We start from the raw sequence: 3,968 nt of genomic DNA on the forward strand, positions 1-3,968 counted from the left end.
CAATAACTTACTGACAACCGCTGCTTTACGCTCTTCAGAATACAATGACATAATAACTCCCACACCGGCCCTATTGATATAAAATTAGGCTGAATTGCCAACCGGACAACTAGGGTGACAGAGGGGGGTACTGGAGGCGTCGTATTAATTTTTTACCCAGATTCAACTAGTAAGTGCAACACTGACTTTACGTTGTCCAATCACGGTATCTATTTCCCAATCACCATAACGTGCACGACGGTTGACGACCTCGGGACGCTGATGAATAGTGCAGCACCCTAGAGCTCGACCGCGTTGTTAGCGGCGGGCGTCCGGTGGACGGCTATCAGGTCGTGAACGTACTTAAGCGCATAGGTAGCTGCCAATTGGAGCATTGCACACAGGGCAGTGCCGGAATTTTGTGTTGATGCGGGTTGTCGATGACTTCTTTCTTTTAGAGTCTCTTGTCAAAATCTTCATTTTTCATAATTAGCCCTCGAAGCTATTTTCTCTGTATAACGCTTAGATAATCAGCGAAGGTCCACTCAGCATTTTCTACTCTTCGTCGAGTGTGGAGACCTTTGACTGATTCATCGTATTGTTGAACTTCCGGACCCGCTGGGGAAAAGCCTCGTGATTATCAGTCGCCAAACTCATGATTTATAATCGGATAGTAACAACCACTCACTATTATCACCACGCTTATTGTCATGAGTTGAGTCCTTTACCCACACTATATTGCTCCGCGTCGAGTACGGATTTTAAGTACCAGCCCAGTTATCATTTAAGCGGGGCCGCCGCTATTCGTTCTGTGACACCACATATTGGGCAAATTAATCTTATGCCTAGCTTATTTAGCATTGCTTGCCATGTTGGCAACTGGGCTGCAATAAATTGTGGTTGTTTACATTGTGCTCTTGCCACATTTAACTTTTCAACCACAGTTGGATGATATATCCCGTAGTAGCGAATAGTGGGTTTGCCTTTTAAGGGCAAGTGCTTCAATACCATACGCGTAAAATTTGGCAGGCTAACTTGCTGTCGTTCAGTCTTTTTGGTTTGGTGTGATTTATATTTAAACGTGATCATATTATTTTTCACGGCAATGAGCTGTTTGTTATTGATCGCACCGCCGCGCATATACCGAGCTAAATATTTGGCAACACCAACACCGTGAGCATAAGGAGCACAGGCATAAACCTGCCAGTCTATTCGTCCGAGTTTATTGCTTAAGTTCAGCAGTTCCGATGTTTGCTGATCTGGAGGGAACGTCAGTGCGTTATTGGCTAACGCTTGTTTTGTAGCAGCCAAAAATTTGCCCCGGAATAGACGCTGCATGACTTTTACCGGAAACATTATCGCTCGCTTAGGACTGAGCCATTTTCCCGAATCGCTCACACCACCGTGGGTGATCAGGCAGTGAATATGCGGGTGTTCACTCAGATTTCTGCCCCATGTATGCAGGGCTAATAAGTAGCCAGGTTGGGCTCCTAAATGACCACCAGCACGACTGAGCTGCTTAAGCGTCTTCGACACCGCAAGATACATTTGATCCTGAAACCATTCACGATTATATCGCCATAAACCCAGCAGTTCGTGCGGTACGGTGAAGATCCAATGGTGATGCTGCACATTCAATAGTCGCGCTGACCACTGCGCTAACCACCGCTCTTTCGCCGTATATTGGCACTGAGGGCAGCCTCGATGCCGACAGGAGTTATAAAAGACGCCGCAAAGATGGCCATGACTGCAATATTGACCATGACTGCCCATCGCTTCAGTGCGACAACCGCTGATCGCTTGTGCAGCCTTGAGCTGATACAAGGGAATGTTAAGTGCAGGGGCTGCCTCAGCCAATTGTGCTCGAAACAGCTTTTGAAGTGTTAGTGTATCCATCTAAAAAAGATAGAACACCACTGTGTATTTATCCAGCTACACTTGACGGTGAATTCACTTCCCCGAGCCTGCGAGGCAAGTTCAACAGCTAATTCAACGACAAATGACATATATGCAACGTGCGCTTATTTCTGAAAAGCATCAATCTCATCATTAAAAATATCCTTAATATCAACCACTTGATTTAATTTAAAAATGATACCTTAGGAGATAAGCGTCAACTGTCGCTTTTCATGCAAAGTATCTGTTCGCTTATCTACTTTTACCTAAGTCAACTATTCCATATTTTTCAGTGACTTGTAAGCTTTATAAAGTAAATAGTACGGAGTTTTACGACAATTGTCGTATAACTCCACTTTAATCAGGGTGCAATGTTCGCAGTTAGGCCCTAATCCACTGTATATAAACACAGGCAAGAAGCTAACGCATGATGCTGGATGTCCCGCCAAAACTGCCTGACAAGCCTACGCGCTTCATGGATCAGCTGCGCGCTTTAATTCGTAGCCGAAATCTGGCCTACAAAACCGAGCAAACCTATTGCCACTGGGTTAAGCGGTTTATTCGCTTTCATAACATACGCCATCCCTCTACCTGCTCAACAAAAGAGGTTGAGCAGTTTCTTTCTCACCTCGCGGTACAACGCAATAGCAGCGTTAGCACCCAACGCACCGCTTTGAATGCCATCGTTTTTCTGTTTCGGGAATTTCTTCAGCAACCGCTGGATGAGTTGTCGTTTGAACTGGCAAGAAAGCCTCGGCGCCTGCCAACCGTTTTTACCCATAATGAAGCCAAAGCCGTAATAAGCCATCTGGAAGGTACCTCGCAACTGGTGGCGCGTTTAATGTATGGTTCTGGCCTGCGGATTAACGAAGTGTTGCGGCTTCGAGTCAAAGATATCGATTTTGGTATGCAGCAAATTATTGTTCGCAGCGGCAAAGGTAATAAAGACCGCACCACCCTGCTCTCGGATTCATTGCTAAAGCCATTGTCTCTGCAAATTGATGCCTGCCTGCACCCAATGCATGGATGCAATCGTCCAATGTTCACGTGCAACCTTAAATTCATGACAGCCAGTCCGTTTTTGAATCGCATTCGCCAAAAGCTGCGCTTTGCTGGTTATCGCCTTCGCACCGAAAAACCTATCGGCACAGGAGCAAGCCGTTCGTTAAAATCTAATCACCCTGTGTTAAAACAGCCACAATACTAACCTGTTATGTGATTATTACCTGAGTTCAGATACCTTTATTTTTAACCAAAATGCTGCTCTCTATGGCAGTTGGGGCATAGAGCAATCGCATTCTCTACGGTATCGTCCCCGCCTTGTGCAAGTTGTTTAATATGATGAACTTCTAGGTAAGACGTTAAATCTCTTTTTCTTTTAAACGGCGCTGGTTTTTGACATAGTTCACAGTTACCTTTGGCTCGCTCGAGCACTTCTATCACAACATCTGGGTTTCTTTTATAGGTATAGCTTTTAACGAGTATTTTTTCGGGCTTAGAGCGCGCGGCTTTTAGCCTTCTGCGCCTTTCTTTTTGGCTCAAGGCACTAGCCTCAGATAACGCACTTTGGAATAACTTCTCCACATCATTTAATGTGTATAAGAGGTATTCACTAATTGCATTAAGTAACCTATCTAGCGCATTATCACCTTCTTTGTTGCTCCACGCATTGGGGGTATCACCATCAAAGTAATCAATAGCATTAGGCGTAGGGAACGCTTCGATATTAAAGAGAGGGGATGTTTTTCCGGTCGTCAATCCGATATCACTCTCACTGTCATCGGATAATTGCTTTATATAGTATTTTTTAGCCCTACTTTTTAAACCCAGCTCATTAAACTTATTTTCAAGTTGAGGGTGGATAAATTTCAGCTCTGTGCTTCTTAAATTTTGCAAGTGAGGCTGTTGCTCTTTCTCAAACACAAAACCTACACCTTCAAGTTTATTTTTAAGCAATATATAAATACAGGGCAAGATCACGAACGTTTTTTGAACAGTTAAGGCATTAAGCCGCTCACTAGTTGACGTGATCTATCGATTATGATCATATGCTCCCTTTTCGGGAGAAATCCATGCACATCGAGACCTTTAAA

The 3,968-nt window shown here is 44.3% G+C and carries 3 protein-coding genes; 1 reads left to right on the forward strand and 2 read right to left on the reverse strand.

All coding sequences use genetic code 11. The features are described from left to right. Positions 1-759: 759 nt before the first annotated feature. Positions 760-1,875 (reverse strand): IS91 family transposase, encoded by a 1,116-nt coding sequence (locus tag J3U76_RS14250; protein WP_208006641.1) that lies wholly within the window; start codon positions 1,873-1,875, stop codon positions 760-762. Between the two features lie 427 nt (positions 1,876-2,302). On the opposite strand from J3U76_RS14250, the gene J3U76_RS14255 reads away from it, so the two are divergent. Beyond that, positions 2,303-3,082, forward strand: coding sequence for a phage integrase N-terminal SAM-like domain-containing protein (locus J3U76_RS14255; protein ID WP_208006642.1), 780 nt, complete (start codon positions 2,303-2,305; stop codon positions 3,080-3,082). A 41-nt stretch (positions 3,083-3,123) separates the two neighbouring features. Here the strand turns inward: J3U76_RS14255 and J3U76_RS14690 are convergent, their stop codons facing one another. Continuing rightward, complete coding sequence (locus tag J3U76_RS14690) at positions 3,124-3,798, reverse strand: HNH endonuclease (RefSeq protein ID WP_208006643.1); 675 nt, start codon at positions 3,796-3,798, stop codon at positions 3,124-3,126. Between the last annotated feature and the right edge of the window lie 170 nt (positions 3,799-3,968).

The organism is Oceanisphaera pacifica (genome assembly GCF_017498065.1).
Taxonomy (GTDB): domain Bacteria; phylum Pseudomonadota; class Gammaproteobacteria; order Enterobacterales; family Aeromonadaceae; genus Oceanimonas; species Oceanimonas pacifica.

Bases quoted from the DNA above. Each gene is read 5' to 3' on its own strand.
- J3U76_RS14250 (WP_208006641.1), bottom strand. From the start codon at position 1,875: ATGGATACACTAACACTTCAAAAGCTGTTTCGAGCACAATTGGCTGAG.
- J3U76_RS14255 (WP_208006642.1), top strand. From the start codon at position 2,303: ATGATGCTGGATGTCCCGCCAAAACTGCCTGACAAGCCTACGCGCTTC.